At 53.7% G+C, this 14,034-nt stretch carries 7 protein-coding genes, 2 tRNA genes and 3 rRNA genes; 11 read left to right on the top strand and 1 reads right to left on the bottom strand.

The window, feature by feature from the left end:
• Positions 1-123 precede the first annotated feature (123 nt).
• Positions 124-4,032, top strand: coding sequence for a phosphoribosylformylglycinamidine synthase (gene purL / locus GRX64_RS18065; protein ID WP_166269339.1), 3,909 nt, complete (start codon positions 124-126; stop codon positions 4,030-4,032).
• 578 nt (positions 4,033-4,610) lie between these two features.
• On the top strand, positions 4,611-4,922 hold the full coding sequence (locus tag GRX64_RS18060) for a YqfO family protein (RefSeq protein WP_166269337.1): 312 nt from the start codon (positions 4,611-4,613) through the stop codon (positions 4,920-4,922).
• A gap of 16 nt (positions 4,923-4,938) precedes the next feature.
• Here GRX64_RS18060 and GRX64_RS18055 read toward each other — a convergent pair whose 3' ends face one another.
• On the bottom strand, positions 4,939-5,487 hold the full coding sequence (locus GRX64_RS18055; protein ID WP_166269335.1) for an NUDIX hydrolase: 549 nt from the start codon (positions 5,485-5,487) through the stop codon (positions 4,939-4,941).
• A gap of 102 nt (positions 5,488-5,589) precedes the next feature.
• Between GRX64_RS18055 and GRX64_RS18050 the strand changes: the two genes are divergently transcribed.
• The 9 genes from GRX64_RS18050 to rrf all read left to right on the top strand — a co-directional run bounded on the left by GRX64_RS18050 (position 5,590) and on the right by rrf (position 13,969).
• Positions 5,590-6,168: an NUDIX hydrolase gene (locus tag GRX64_RS18050; protein ID WP_166269333.1), complete on the top strand. Its 579-nt coding sequence runs from the start codon at positions 5,590-5,592 to the stop codon at positions 6,166-6,168.
• Positions 6,169-6,178: 10 nt separating this feature from the next.
• Entirely contained in the window at positions 6,179-6,712 is a 534-nt protein-coding gene (locus GRX64_RS18045; RefSeq protein ID WP_166269331.1) for a gamma carbonic anhydrase family protein, read from the top strand.
• The gene (locus GRX64_RS18040; RefSeq protein ID WP_166269329.1) at positions 6,709-6,891 is read left to right on the top strand and encodes a DUF1289 domain-containing protein; all 183 of its coding nucleotides are present in this window, start codon (positions 6,709-6,711) and stop codon (positions 6,889-6,891) included. The genes GRX64_RS18045 and GRX64_RS18040 overlap by 4 nt, the downstream gene beginning before the upstream one ends.
• Positions 6,892-6,923: 32 nt before the next feature.
• Positions 6,924-8,105, top strand: coding sequence for a formate-dependent phosphoribosylglycinamide formyltransferase (gene purT, locus GRX64_RS18035; protein WP_166269327.1), 1,182 nt, complete (start codon positions 6,924-6,926; stop codon positions 8,103-8,105).
• A 395-nt stretch (positions 8,106-8,500) separates the two neighbouring features.
• Positions 8,501-10,041 (top strand): 16S ribosomal RNA (locus tag GRX64_RS18030).
• Positions 10,042-10,149: 108 nt separating this feature from the next.
• Positions 10,150-10,226 (top strand) — tRNA-Ile (locus tag GRX64_RS18025).
• 237 nt (positions 10,227-10,463) lie between these two features.
• Positions 10,464-10,539 (top strand) — tRNA-Ala (locus tag GRX64_RS18020).
• Between the two features lie 338 nt (positions 10,540-10,877).
• Positions 10,878-13,772: ribosomal RNA gene (locus GRX64_RS18015) — 23S ribosomal RNA — on the top strand.
• An 82-nt stretch (positions 13,773-13,854) separates the two neighbouring features.
• Positions 13,855-13,969 (top strand): 5S ribosomal RNA (gene rrf / locus GRX64_RS18010).
• The 16S, 23S and 5S rRNA genes sit together here with 2 tRNA genes alongside, the layout of an rRNA operon.
• Positions 13,970-14,034 lie beyond the last annotated feature (65 nt).

The raw sequence follows: 14,034 nt of genomic DNA, 5'->3' as shown, positions 1-14,034 counted from the left end.
AGTATTATGGCGCCCGTTCAGACAGACGGGTGTGTGATTCACCGCTGCTCAGTTACGACAGCGGTGACGGTTGTTATCACACCAATGTATGTATCCTCGATTCGCGTGACACAGGTTTTGACCATGCTGGAACTCCGCGGCGCTCCCGCGCTCTCTCCATTTCGCTCTGAAAAACTCATGAATCAGGTCCGATTGGCGGTACCCGGTGTAGACCATCTCTACGCTGAGTACATGCACTTTCTCGATCTTGATCTCGACCTCTCTGAGGATGAACAAGCCATACTGGACCGTTTGCTTACCTACGGGCCCAGCGCGCAGGTTGAGTCCCCAGACGGTGTCCTGTTTCTGGTGGTGCCGCGTCCGGGCACACTGTCGCCTTGGTCAAGCAAAGCCACCGACATCGCGCGCAACTGTGGTTTGCGCAATGTGCGCCGGATCGAGCGCGGCGTTGCCTATTACGTGCGCTCAGGCAAAAAGCTGGGCCTGGAGCAACGTGAGCGAATCGCGACCATACTACACGATCGCATGACTCAAACCGTATTCCACGAAATGGGGGGGGCCGAACTGCTGTTCAGCAAGGACGAACCGCGCCTGCTTAACCGAATCGCGGTGCTTGCTGACGGCCGACCAGCCCTGGAGGCTGCCAACGAGCGACTGGGCCTCGCGCTGGCGGATGATGAAGTCGATTATTTGGTGAAATCGTTCAACGATCTTGACCGCGATCCAACCGATGTCGAATTGATGATGTTTGCACAGGCAAATTCTGAACATTGCCGCCATAAGATTTTCAATGCGTCCTGGGATATTGACGGCGAAGGGCAGGAAAAGTCGCTGTTTGCCATGATTCGCAATACCTTCGAAATGAACAGCGAGGGCGTGTTGTCGGCATACAAGGACAACGCATCGGTCATCGTTGGCAGTTATGGTGGTCGGTTTTTCCCTGATCCGGATTCTGGTGTCTACGGGTATAACCCGGAAGACATCCATATATTAATGAAGGTTGAGACCCACAATCATCCGACAGCGATTTCACCCTATGCGGGTTCCGCAACCGGATCGGGCGGAGAAATTCGTGACGAAGGCGCAACCGGTCGAGGCTCAAAGCCCAAGGCTGGCCTGAGCGGGTTTACGGTGTCTAACCTGAACCTGCCGGGTGACCCCCAGCCATGGGAGGGCGCCTATGGCAAACCCGACCGTATTGCGTCGGCTCTGGACATAATGATTGAAGGGCCGATTGGTGGCGCGTCGTTTAACAACGAATTCGGTCGTCCCAACCTGACTGGCTATTTTCGAACCTTTGAAGAGAAAGTCGCCGGGCCGGCAGGCGATGAGGTGCGGGGGTATCATAAGCCCATCATGATCGCTGGTGGCCTGGGGAACATCCGGCCTCAGCACGTGGAAAAGGGGGAGATTCCTGTCGGCGCCAAACTGATTGTGCTCGGCGGCCCTTCCATGCTGATTGGTTTGGGAGGTGGTGCTGCGTCGTCCATGGACTCGGGTACCAGTAATGAAAACCTGGACTTTGCGTCGGTACAACGAGAAAACCCCGAAATGGAACGCCGTTGCCAGGAAGTGATTGACCGGTGCTGGCAGATGGGTGACGCCAGTCCTATTTGTTTTATTCACGACGTTGGCGCAGGTGGTTTGTCCAACGCCATGCCCGAACTGGTTAAAGACGGCGGGCGTGGTGGCAAATTCGAGCTGCGTGAGATCCCGAACGACGAGCCCGGCATGTCGCCCCTGGAAATCTGGTGCAACGAATCCCAGGAGCGCTATGTGCTCGCGGTTACGCCCGAGGATCTTGACCAGTTTGATGCAATCTGTCGCCGTGAAAGGTGCCCCTATGCGGTCGTAGGTGAAGCGACGGAAGCCCACCACTTGAGTCTTGGTGATGCGTACTTTGATGATCGTCCCGTCGATATGCCAATGGATATACTGTTTGGCAAACCGCCCAGAATGCATCGCACCATTCAACGTTCATCGTTTACGAAACCGATTTTTGACTCGACACTCATCGATTTAAAGGACGCAGTCCGGCGGGTGTTGCGGTTACCGTCTGTGGGAAGTAAAGGTTTCCTCATTACCATTGGCGATCGTACGATCACCGGGCTGGTGGCGCGCGACCAGATGGTTGGTCCCTGGCAGGTGCCAGTGAGCGATGTTGCGGTGACGGCTGCAAGTTTTGACGTTTACACGGGTGAAGCTATGGCCATGGGCGAGCGGACCCCGGTAGCCACCATTGATGCGCCTGCGTCAGGCCGCATGGCGGTTGGTGAAGCTATCACCAATCTGGCCGCCGCCCAGATTGGCCAGTTATCGGATATTCGGCTGTCAGCAAACTGGATGGCGGCAGCTGGCCATCCGGGAGAAGATGAAAACCTCTATGAAACCGTCAAAGCGGTGGGCATGGAATTGTGCCCGGCGTTGGGTATTACGATTCCGGTCGGCAAGGATTCCATGTCGATGAAAACGGTTTGGGAAGAAGAGGACAGTGGTGAACAGAAAAGCGTGACTGCTCCGCTATCCCTGGTTATCAGCGGCTTTGCTCCGGTCCTTGATGTGCGTAAGACGTTGACGCCGGAGCTTCGTCGAGACAGTGGCCCGACTGATCTAATCCTGATTGATCTGGCCGCTGGTCAGAACCGCCTTGGCGGCTCAGCCCTGGCGCAAGTTTATGGCCAGGTTGGTGCAGTTGCCCCCGACCTGGATGACCCTGAGGATATGAAGGCATTCTTTGCCGTTGTGCAGGGGTTGAATGGAGACAACAAGCTGCTTGCCTACCACGACCGCTCAGACGGGGGGTTGTTTGTAACATTGGCCGAGATGAGCTTTGCCGGTCGTGTAGGGCTTGATATCAAGCTTGATGGTTTGGCATCGGAATCAACCCAGTTTCCCCGTGAACTATTCAACGAGGAATTGGGCGCCGTGATACAGGTGCGCCGCGATGATGTGCCGTTTGTGTTGCAGCAATTGTCAGCCGCAGGGTTGGGTGAGAACGCAGCGGTAATCGGCACGCTGAACGATGAAGACCGCCTTCGGTTTTCCTTTGGTGATACCTACGCAATCGATGAATCGCGCACCGATCTTCAGCGTCTCTGGTCAACCACCAGCTACCGCGTTCAATCGCTGAGGGATAATGCCGACTGCGCCCAGGAAGAGTTTGATAACCTCCTTGATGCCGATGAGCCAGGTCTCCATGCATTTTTAACCTTTGATGTATCAGACGACGTTGCGGCCCCGTTCATCGCGACCGGGCAGCGACCGAAAGTGGCAGTGCTGCGTGAGCAGGGCGTGAATGGTCAGGTTGAGATGGCTGCAGCGTTTGATCGCGCAGGATTTGAAGCGGTCGATGTCCACATGAGCGACTTGCTGTCTGGACGCGTGACACTCGATAGTTTTAAGTCGATGGTCGCCTGCGGCGGTTTCTCCTACGGTGACGTATTGGGTGCCGGTGAAGGGTGGGCCAAATCGGTGCTTTTCAATGCGCGAGTCAGGGAGCAATTTGAGAAATTTTTCCAGCGCCAGGACACGCTGACACTGGGTGTGTGCAACGGCTGTCAGATGCTCTCCAATTTGCACGAGTTGATCCCGGGTAGCGACCATTGGCCACGATTTGTTCGCAACCAGTCAGAGCAGTTTGAATCACGTCTTGTGATGGTTGAAGTGCAGCCATCACCGTCGGCCTTTTTAGATGGTATGGCGGGGTCTCGCATGCCGATCGCGGTGGCACATGGCGAGGGGCGGGTTGAGTTTGGTAACCCTGCTGCAGCTGGCCGACTGCTGGAGTCCGGGCTGGCGGCTTTGCGGTTTGTGGACAATCGGGGCGGGGTGACAGAGCGATACCCCTACAACCCGAACGGTTCCTCCGAGGGGCTGACCGGTGTTACCTCACAGGATGGTCGCGTCACCATCATGATGCCGCATCCGGAGCGTGTCTTCCGCACTGCCCAGCACTCTTGGTCCCCAGCGGGATGGGGTGACGATGGGCCATGGCTCAGGATGTTCCGGAACGCTCGGAGGTCTTTGTCGTGACCTGAAGACGGATTAAAAAAGCCGGCCATCCTGTCCGCTTACCCGGACAGGATGGCCGGCTTTTTTATGTCTGAGAACGATAGACGTTGAAGTGGGTATTTTTCGTTGGCCGTAGTACTTGGTAACGTGCCCTGTTACTCGACGTATCACATAAATCAACAGAGTGACAAATTTCCCCTGAAGACCAAAAAAACGTCACTGCCAATCACATAATCGCGCCAAAATTCAACGAAAAATCGACTTGTAAATTCAACTTTTTGGCTTGACTTGAGTTTTTTATGCACATTTTCGGTGCTTGCCTGATTGTTCCTTAACCAAAGCATTGGGTGCTGGTTCATCTTTTGATCTAATATTTTAAGTTGTTGAAAGATATAGATAATTCCTATTAGGCGAATTTGTCGCCAATTTAAGGTTTGGGCTGTAATGACGGGGCTTGAGAGGGTGTTCGCAAATTCTTTCCCCAGAGTTATCCACAGTTTTTGTGGGTAACTCCCTAAGCCCCGAGTACACCATGAATTTATAGGTTTTGGCATAGCCTGAAATACAATGAAAGCATCAGCAAAGGGGAGGTTTGACCAATGTACAAGCTTAGCTATTTCGTGCCAGAAACCCATCTGGAGAGTACCAAGGAAGCTCTGTTTCATGTTGGTGCGGGGCAAATAGGGGATTATGACTCGTGCGCATGGCAATGTCTGGGGCAGGGGCAGTTTCGACCACTGGAGGGCAGTCAGCCCCATATCGGTCAGCATGGAAGTCTTGAAACGGTGAGCGAATACAAAGTTGAGTTGGTCTGTGACGATGATGTGATTCGGCGTGCCGTTACGGCTTTGAAGCTGGCGCATCCCTACGAAGAGCCAGCTTACGATGTTTACCGTCTGGAAGACCTGTAATAAGAGACGTCTTCCATCACACGGCTTTTTCAAGGCCGTAGCGAATATCGCTGATTCGGATGGGAAAGGTGTTTTTTTGAAAATCTTCGACGAAAAGCTCAAGCGTTCGTCGCACTGTCGGGAACGAAAGCTCGTCCCAGGGAATATTGTCGAGAGCGAACAGCTCGGTCTCCAGGGATTCTTCACCGGCGCCGAATGAGCCGGTTTTCAGTGTCGCACGGTAAAACATGTGTACTTGATCAATATGGGGCACATGAATAATCGTGTAGAGATCTTCAATTGTGACTGTCGCAAGGGCTTCTTCAAGCGTTTCGCGTTCTGCGGCTTCCACCGTGGTTTCGGCGTTTTCCATAAAGCCGGCTGGCAGCGTCCAGAATCCGTATCGGGGTTCGATAGCACGACGACAAAGCAATACCTTGCCATTCCATATTGGAACGGTACCCGCAACAATGCGGGGATTCTGATAGTGAATCGTATCGCAGCTAGGACAGACAAACCGGTGTCTGTTATCGCCTGACGGTATTCGCTGCTCGACAGGCTGGCCACACGAACTGCAATATTTCATGAAATCCCCCGTATACTGGAAAGAGTCAATTGCTCCGGTTAGTTTAGCCATCTCGGTGCTCGGTGTCTCACTCATATCAAATTCAAAGCAAGGAGTACTGGTTTGCGTAATTTGCTCATGGAGCGGCTTGCCGGTTATGCACCCCGGCAGCTTGCGCTGGATTACCCGGAAGCTGGAGTGTTGGTGCCAGTCACTGACAATCATCAAAGACCGGAAATCATCTTTACACTGCGCTCCGATAATTTATCGACGCATCGGGGGCAGGTGTCGTTCCCCGGCGGGCGACGCGACGCCAGCGATGCCTCCCTGGAAGCAACAGCCTTGCGGGAAAGCCATGAAGAAATCGGCTTGCCGCCCAAAGAAGTGGAGGTGATAGCGCCGCTCAGTCAGGTCATGTCCCGTTACGGCATCCTGGTAACACCCTACGTGGGTGTGGTTCCCGATCAGTATCCCCTTACACCAAACCCTGCTGAAATTGAGAGTATCTTCAACGTTCCCATCGATTTCTTTCTTGAGGACAAGCGTGAACGCACCGATGCCCTGAGTTTTTTAAATCACACGTTTTATGTGCCGTGTTATCGGTGGCAGCGTTTTCAGATATGGGGCTTGTCTGCGGTCATTCTGGTCGACTTCCTGAATGCCGTGTACGATGCCAAAATCGATTTGCTTGAGCCACGTTAAGAGGCGCCCTATGATTTTTCAGATTGATGACCGAACGCCGGAGTTTCGCGGCGGGCAGCATTTTATTGCGGATAACGCGACAGTGATTGGCGGCGTAGTGCTGGACGACAGGTCCAGTGTTTGGTTCAACGTGGTCATTCGAGGTGATAACGACCTGATTACTATCGGCCCTGAGAGCAACGTTCAGGACGGAGCTGTGCTCCACACCGATGCCGGCGTGAAACTGACGCTCGGACGTGGCGTCACGGTGGGGCATAAGGCCATGTTGCACGGTTGTGAAATTGGAGATTATTCGCTGATTGGTATCAATGCAGTAGTACTCAACGGAGCAAAAATCGGGAAACATTGTTTGATCGGCGCCAACACCCTGATCCCTGAAGGTATGGTGGTTCCTGATGGCTCATTGGTCATAGGATCGCCAGGCAAGGTCAAGCGCGAGTTAAATGACAATCAGAGGCAGATGCTGGAGCTCAGCGCGGCTCACTACGTTCAGAATGCTGCGAGATATCTCAAGTCACTGCAGCCTGTTCAGGCCAAGCCATGAGTGCAGGCGATAAAGTTCGTTCGCCGTGCATCAGCGTATGCGCACTGGACGAGTCGGATGTGTGTATTGGTTGCCAGCGCACCGGTGATGAAATCATGTACTGGACCCAGATGACCAATGAAGAGCGCCTCGATGTCCTGCGGAAGGTGGCAGAAAGAGAGGCTCAAATCGCATTGTAAGCCTTGGAAATCATTTTTGGACGAGACACCTTATGGTCAGTATCGGTACGCCGCTAAAAGAGAATGCCTATAGAGTCCTGCTGTGTGGAGCAGGAGAGTTGGGGAAAGAAGTTGCTATCGAGCTTCAGCGGTTGGGTGTGGAGGTGATTGCGGTTGATCGATACGACCATGCGCCCGCAATGCAGGTGGCGCATCGTAGTCACGTCATAGATATGTTGGATGCCAGCGCCCTCAGGCGCCTGATCGAGCTTGAGCGCCCTCATTTGGTGGTGCCGGAGATTGAAGCGATTGCAACACCTGAGTTGGTTCGCCTGGAAGCGGAAGGTGTCCGTGTGATCCCAACGGCCCGAGCGGTCAATCTAACGATGAATCGTGAAGGCATTCGTCGGCTGGCGGGCGAAGACCTGGGGCTGCCAACGTCCCCCTATCGCTTTGCCGACTCACTGCCGGCGTATCTCCGGGCGGTACACGAGGTCGGAGTGCCGTGTGTTGTTAAACCGGTAATGAGTTCGTCGGGCAAAGGGCAATCGACGGTCAAGACCCTGGCTGAGGCGGAAGCCGCGTGGGAATACGCTCAGAGCGGCGGGCGCGCAGGCAAAGGGCGTGTCATTGTGGAAGGGTTTGTCGATTTCGATTATGAAATTACCCTGTTAACCGTTCGCCATACAGGTGGTGTGTCGTATTGTGAGCCAATAGGCCATAGGCAAGAGGGCGGTGACTATCGTGAATCCTGGCAGCCGCAGGTGATGAGCCCGAAAGCTCTTGAGCGCTCAAAGGAAATCGCGGGAGCGGTGACCGAAAATTTAGGTGGCTTTGGCGTTTACGGGGTGGAGTTGTTCATTAAGGGGGATGATGTCTACTTTTCCGAAGTATCTCCCAGGCCCCACGATACCGGACTGGTGACACTGGTGTCTCAAGACCTGTCGGAGTTTGCCTTACATGCGAGGGCGATTTTGGGGCTTCCTGTTCCTTCTATTGAACAGCGGGGGCCATCAGCCTCCGCAGTAGTGCTTCCGGAAGGTGAATCCAATCAGCCCTCGTTCAGTGGGCTTGAAAAAGCACTGGCTGAACCCGATACTCAACTTAGGCTATTCGGAAAGCCTGGGCTTTCGGGTCGGCGTCGGATGGGCGTGGCGCTGGCAACGGGGGTCACGGTTGAGGCAGCCCGTAAGCGAGCGGTTGACGCCGCGGCGGCCATTAAAGTGACGTTATAGCGTTTTCGCAGCTTAAATTGTTCATAAAGTGATCGCATAGTGAGCAGTTTTGGTTTATTTTGGGTTTTTTACCAAACCGCGTTGACACGGCGGCCAAGGTCTGTAGAATGCGCATCTCGCTTGAGGGACAGGGCCAGCGGGCCGGCCTCAGGGGATGTTTAACCGCTTGAATTGATTGATGTTTAAGAGATTCAAATTAGCGGTTGACAAGGTCGGGAAACGCTGTAGAATGCGCACCTCGATTGGGCAAACGCCCCGCTCTTTAAAAAGTTGATCAAGTAATTCGTGTGGGCGCTGGCTGAGGTATTTCGGCAAGAAATATCAAGACAGCGACTCGTCGAACATTGAGTTTTGTCTTGAGCAAGAATCGCGATCTTCGGATTGCAGTATGATTTAAACTGAAGAGTTTGATCATGGCTCAGATTGAACGCTGGCGGCAGGCTTAACACATGCAAGTCGAGCGGAAACGATGGGAGCTTGCTCCCAGGCGTCGAGCGGCGGACGGGTGAGTAATGCATAGGAAACTGCCCAGTAGTGGGGGATAGCCCGGGGAAACCCGGATTAATACCGCGTACGCCCTTCGGGGGAAAGCAGGGGATCTTCGGACCTTGCGCTATTGGATGTGCCTATGTCGGATTAGCTAGTTGGTGGGGTAAAGGCCTACCAAGGCGACGATCCGTAGCTGGTCTGAGAGGATGATCAGCCACATCGGGACTGAGACACGGCCCGAACTCCTACGGGAGGCAGCAGTGGGGAATATTGGACAATGGGGGCAACCCTGATCCAGCCATGCCGCGTGTGTGAAGAAGGCTTTCGGGTTGTAAAGCACTTTCAGTGAGGAGGAAAAGTTAGTCTTTAATACGGGCTAGCCCTGACGTTACTCACAGAAGAAGCACCGGCTAACTCCGTGCCAGCAGCCGCGGTAATACGGAGGGTGCAAGCGTTAATCGGAATTACTGGGCGTAAAGCGCGCGTAGGTGGTTTGATAAGCGAGATGTGAAAGCCCCGGGCTTAACCTGGGAACGGCATTTCGAACTGTCAGGCTAGAGTGTGGTAGAGGGTAGTGGAATTTCCTGTGTAGCGGTGAAATGCGTAGATATAGGAAGGAACACCAGTGGCGAAGGCGGCTACCTGGACCAACACTGACACTGAGGTGCGAAAGCGTGGGGAGCAAACAGGATTAGATACCCTGGTAGTCCACGCTGTAAACGATGTCTACTAGCCGTTGGAGATCTTGAATCTTTAGTGGCGCAGCTAACGCACTAAGTAGACCGCCTGGGGAGTACGGCCGCAAGGTTAAAACTCAAATGAATTGACGGGGGCCCGCACAAGCGGTGGAGCATGTGGTTTAATTCGACGCAACGCGAAGAACCTTACCTGGCCTTGACATGCTGAGAACTTTCCAGAGATGGATTGGTGCCTTCGGGAACTCAGACACAGGTGCTGCATGGCCGTCGTCAGCTCGTGTCGTGAGATGTTGGGTTAAGTCCCGTAACGAGCGCAACCCCTATCCTTAGTTGCCAGCACGTAATGGTGGGAACTCTAGGGAGACTGCCGGTGACAAACCGGAGGAAGGTGGGGATGACGTCAGGTCATCATGGCCCTTACGGCCAGGGCTACACACGTGCTACAATGGTGCGCACAGAGGGCTGCAAACCCGCGAGGGGGAGCCAATCTCACAAAACGCATCGTAGTCCGGATCGCAGTCTGCAACTCGACTGCGTGAAGTCGGAATCGCTAGTAATCGTGAATCAGAATGTCACGGTGAATACGTTCCCGGGCCTTGTACACACCGCCCGTCACACCATGGGAGTGGATTGCACCAGAAGTGGTTAGTCTAACCTTCGGGAGGACGATCACCACGGTGTGGTTCATGACTGGGGTGAAGTCGTAACAAGGTAGCCGTAGGGGAACCTGCGGCTGGATCACCTCCTTAAACGAAGCCGAATATTTCGGTCAGAGCCCACACGAATTACTTGATCAGCGGAAAAGAGAGCAAAGGGTCTTTCAGGCCCGACTTGGCTTGTCTTGCGCAAGCAAAACCGGGTCTGTAGCTCAGGTGGTTAGAGCGCACCCCTGATAAGGGTGAGGTCGGTGGTTCAAGTCCACCCAGACCCACCAAAATCGTCCAGCTCGGCGTTATCGAATGACTTGCATAGCAGGCTATGCGGCACCATCCGATGTCTTGATCTGAACGATTTCCGGGTTCGATTCTGGTTGACAGACGAACGCGGATGCGCCGAACAGGGTTTGTTAATCTAGGCGCAGTGAGAGTGAGAGAAGGCGTGATCCTCGAGGGATCATGACGGAAGCGAACGAACGCTGCAACGACGAGTAACAGGCACTGTGCAAGCAGACGGGGCTATAGCTCAGCTGGGAGAGCGCCTGCCTTGCACGCAGGAGGTCAGCGGTTCGATCCCGCTTAGCTCCACCAAAACGCCTGAAACACCCAAGCGAATACCTGAACACGTTCCCCCTGGGAAGTGTCAGTGTACAGAAACAAGATTTTCAGTAGTGTGACAGAGTGAATTGTTACCGCTGAAGGCCTTCTTTCTGATCACTGGTCAGACATGCTCTTTAACAATGTGGACAAGATTGAAACATCCGAGAGGATTCATTTCATTATCTCCGAAATGGATTCATCTCAATTGATAACGATCAAGCGTTATCCGGTGTTGTCGTTGAAGTGTTGTGTATAACACCTGCGACTGATCTTGAATTTGCTGCGCCTTCGGGTAGGTGGATGAGAGAACAGTTGTCTTGGGGTTATATAGTCAAGCAACTAAGCGCATACGGTGGATGCCTTGGCAGTCAGAGGCGATGAAAGACGTTGAAGCCTGCGATAAGGCTCGGGGAGCTGGCAAACAAGCTATGATCCGGGCATCTCTGAATGGGGAAACCCACCCGACTTCGGTCGGGTACCTTGCACTGAATACATAGGTGTAAGGGGCGAACCGGGGGAACTGAAACATCTAAGTACCCCGAGGAAAAGAAATCAACCGAGATTCCCTAAGTAGCGGCGAGCGAACGGGGACTAGCCCTTAAGCTGGACAACTGGTAGGAGAAGGCTCTGGAAAGTGCCGCCATAGTGGGTGATAGCCCCGTATCCGAAACCTGAGTCTAGTGAAATCGAGTAGGACGGGACACGTGATATCCTGTCTGAACATGGGGGGACCATCCTCCAAGGCTAAATACTCCTGACTGACCGATAGTGAACCAGTACCGTGAGGGAAAGGCGAAAAGAACCCCTGTGAGGGGAGTGAAATAGATCCTGAAACCGTATGCGTACAAGCAGTCGGAGCAGACTTGTTCTGTGACGGCGTACCTTTTGTATAATGGGTCAGCGACTTATGTTCAGTGGCGAGGTTAACCGTATAGGGGAGCCGTAGGGAAACCGAGTCTGAATAGGGCGATTTAGTCGCTGGACATAGACCCGAAACCGAGCGATCTATCCATGAGCAGGTTGAAGGTGCAGTAACATGCACTGGAGGACCGAACCCACTGTCGTTGAAAAGCCAGGGGATGACTTGTGGATCGGAGTGAAAGGCTAATCAAGCTCGGAGATAGCTGGTTCTCCCCGAAAGCTATTTAGGTAGCGCCTCGGACGAATACCACTGGGGGTAGAGCACTGTTTCGGCTAGGGGGTCATCCCGACTTACCAACCCGATGCAAACTCCGAATACCAGTGAGTACTATCCGGGAGACACACGGCGGGTGCTAACGTCCGTCGTGAAGAGGGAAACAACCCAGACCGCCAGCTAAGGTCCCCAAATTCCAGTTAAGTGGGAAACGATGTGGGAAGGCTCAGACAGCTAGGAGGTTGGCTTAGAAGCAGCCATCCTTTAAAGAAAGCGTAATAGCTCACTAGTCGAGTCGGCCTGCGCGGAAGATGTAACGGGGCTCAAACTGGATACCGAAGCTGCGGCTGTGCACGTAAGTGTACGGGGTAGGGGAGCGTTCTGTAAGCCTGCGAAGGTGTGTTGAGAAGCATGCTGGAGGTATCAGAAGTGCGAATGCTGACATGAGTAACGACAATGGGAGTGAAAAACTCCCACGCCGGAAGACCAAGGTTTCCTGCGCAACGCTAATCGGCGCAGGGTGAGTCGGCCCCTAAGGCGAGACCGAAAGGTGTAGTCGATGGGAAACGGGTTAATATTCCCGTACCTCGCGTGACTGCGATGGAGAGACGGAGAAGGCTAGGTAAGCCGGGCGACGGTTGTCCCGGTTTAAGTGTGTAGGCAGAGGACTTAGGCAAATCCGGGTCCTTAATGTCGAGACACGATGACGACTGCTCTTTTAGAGCGGGAAGTTATTGATGCCATGCTTCCAGGAAAATCTTCTAAGCTTCAGGTCACGAGAGACCGTACCCCAAACCGACACAGGTGGTCAGGTAGAGAATACCAAGGCGCTTGAGAGAACTCGGGTAAAGGAACTAGGCAAAATGGTGCCGTAACTTCGGGAGAAGGCACGCCGGTATTACGTGAAACCCCTGCGGGTGGAGCGGACGCCGGTCGAAGATACCAGGCCCCTGCGACTGTTTATTAAAAACACAGCACTGTGCAAACACGAAAGTGGACGTATACGGTGTGACGCCTGCCCGGTGCCGGAAGGTTAATTGATGGGGTTAGCGCTTGCGCGAAGCTCTTGATCGAAGCCCCGGTAAACGGCGGCCGTAACTATAACGGTCCTAAGGTAGCGAAATTCCTTGTCGGGTAAGTTCCGACCTGCACGAATGGCGTAACGATGGGGGCGCTGTCTCTACCCGAGACTCAGTGAAATTGAAATCGCCGTGAAGATGCGGTGTATCCGCGGCTAGACGGAAAGACCCCGTGAACCTTTACTATAGCTTCACAGTGAACTTTGAGCATGTTTGTGTAGGATAGCTGGGAGGCTTTGAAGCGGTGACGCCAGTCATCGTGGAGCCAACCTTGAAATACCAGCCTGACATGTTTGAGGTTCTAACTTCGTCCCCTTATCGGGGATAAGGACACTGTGTGGTGGGTAGTTTGACTGGGGCGGTCTCCTCCTAAAGCGTAACGGAGGAGCACAAAGGTGGGCTAAGCACGGTCGGACATCGTGCGGTTAGTGTAATGGCACAAGCCCGCTTGACTGCGAGACAGACACGTCGAGCAGGTACGAAAGTAGGTCATAGTGATCCGGTGGTTCTGTATGGAAGGGCCATCGCTCAACGGATAAAAGGTACTCCGGGGATAACAGGCTGATACCGCCCAAGAGTTCACATCGACGGCGGTGTTTGGCACCTCGATGTCGGCTCATCACATCCTGGGGCTGAAGCCGGTCCCAAGGGTATGGCTGTTCGCCATTTAAAGTGGTACGCGAGCTGGGTTTAGAACGTCGTGAGACAGTTCGGTCCCTATCTGCCGTGGACGTTGGAGATTTGAGGAAAGCTGCTCCTAGTACGAGAGGACCGGAGTGGACGAACCTCTGGTGTTCGGGTTGTCACGCCAGTGGCATTGCCCGGTAGCTATGTTCGGATAGGATAACCGCTGAAAGCATCTAAGCGGGAAGCCCCTTCCAAGATGAGATCTCCCTGGACCCTTGAGGTCCCTGAAGAGCCGTTCAAGACCAGGACGTTGATAGGTCGGGTGTGTAAGCGCTGCGAGGCGTTGAGCTAACCGATACTAATTGCTCGTGCGGCTTGACTATATAACACCCAAGACAATTGCGGATACCGCAACGGTCGTTATCAAGAATTCAATCTTGTCCCAACCAGTGATCAAACGTTTTGTCTGACGACTATAGCGATTTGGAACCACCTGATCCCATACCGAACTCAGCAGTGAAACAGATCAGCGCCGATGGTAGTGTGGCATTGCCCATGTGAGAGTAGGTCATCGTCAGACTCTTAATACCCAAAACCCCAGCAGCTTACCCTGCTGGGGTTTTTTTATGGCCCGCCAAAAGGCCG

Source organism: Marinobacter caseinilyticus (assembly GCF_011074955.1).
GTDB classification, from domain to species: domain Bacteria; phylum Pseudomonadota; class Gammaproteobacteria; order Pseudomonadales; family Oleiphilaceae; genus Marinobacter; species Marinobacter caseinilyticus.
The sequence above is the reverse complement of the archived record's forward strand: the minus strand, read 5'-3'. Positions and strand labels throughout refer to the sequence as shown.

Coding starts and splice junctions, on each gene's coding strand:
- purL (WP_166269339.1), top strand. CDS start 124: ATGCTGGAACTCCGCGGCGCTCCCGCGCTCTCTCCATTTCGCTCTGAA.
- GRX64_RS18060 (WP_166269337.1), top strand. CDS start 4,611: ATGTACAAGCTTAGCTATTTCGTGCCAGAAACCCATCTGGAGAGTACC.
- GRX64_RS18055 (WP_166269335.1), bottom strand. CDS start 5,487: ATGAAATATTGCAGTTCGTGTGGCCAGCCTGTCGAGCAGCGAATACCG.
- GRX64_RS18045 (WP_166269331.1), top strand. CDS start 6,179: ATGATTTTTCAGATTGATGACCGAACGCCGGAGTTTCGCGGCGGGCAG.
- GRX64_RS18040 (WP_166269329.1), top strand. CDS start 6,709: ATGAGTGCAGGCGATAAAGTTCGTTCGCCGTGCATCAGCGTATGCGCA.
- purT (WP_166269327.1), top strand. CDS start 6,924: ATGGTCAGTATCGGTACGCCGCTAAAAGAGAATGCCTATAGAGTCCTG.